Annotated in this window: 2 tRNA genes and 2 rRNA genes; all 4 read right to left on the minus strand. The window is 45.9% G+C overall.

The window, feature by feature from the left end:
- Positions 1 to 22 precede the first annotated feature (22 nt).
- Positions 23 to 98: transfer RNA gene (locus tag G8782_RS18275), tRNA-Thr, on the minus strand.
- Positions 99 to 122: 24 nt separating this feature from the next.
- A tRNA-Val gene (locus tag G8782_RS18280) sits at positions 123 to 198 on the minus strand.
- A gap of 27 nt (positions 199 to 225) precedes the next feature.
- Positions 226 to 341: ribosomal RNA gene (gene rrf, locus G8782_RS18285) — 5S ribosomal RNA — on the minus strand.
- A gap of 154 nt (positions 342 to 495) precedes the next feature.
- Positions 496 to 652: ribosomal RNA gene (locus tag G8782_RS18290) — 23S ribosomal RNA — on the minus strand; the annotation flags it as partial.

Genomic DNA, 652 nt, shown 5'->3' on the forward strand with positions numbered 1-652 from the left:
AACTGAGCTAATGGCTCGAAAGTGGTGCCGGAGAAAGGACTTGAACCCTCAACCTACTGATTACAAGTCAGTTGCTCTACCAATTGAGCTACTCCGGCGCTATTTCAAGGACTGAAAATGAATGGTGGAGGATGACGGGCTCGAACCGCCGACCCCCTGCTTGTAAGGCAGGTGCTCTCCCAGCTGAGCTAATCCTCCTGGGTAAATTGTGTAATGAATGTGCAAGCCCGGCAACGTCCTACTCTTGCAGGGGGAAGCCCCCAACTACCATCGGCGCTGAAGAGCTTAACTTCCGTGTTCGGTATGGGAACGGGTGTGACCTCTTCGCTATCGCCACCAGACTTGTTTGTCATTTATTAAAGGACAATATTCATTATAACAACTCTTTTTATAAATACAAGCTTTTTTTTATGAACGTTGCTTGTTCGTTCAAAACCGGATAAAACGAATGATAATGTTCACAAATCAGGGTCAATCAAACCCTTATAACTTAAATAGGTTAAGTCCTCGATCAATTAGTATCCGTCAGCTACGTACGTCGCCGCACTTACACCCCGGACCTATCAACCTCATCTTCTCTGAGGGATCTTACTTACTTGCGTAATGGGAAATCTCATCTTGAAGGGGGCTTCATGCTTAGATGCTTTCAGCA

It is taken from the genome of Sporosarcina jiandibaonis (genome assembly GCF_013184495.1).
GTDB classification, from domain to species: domain Bacteria; phylum Bacillota; class Bacilli; order Bacillales_A; family Planococcaceae; genus Sporosarcina; species Sporosarcina jiandibaonis.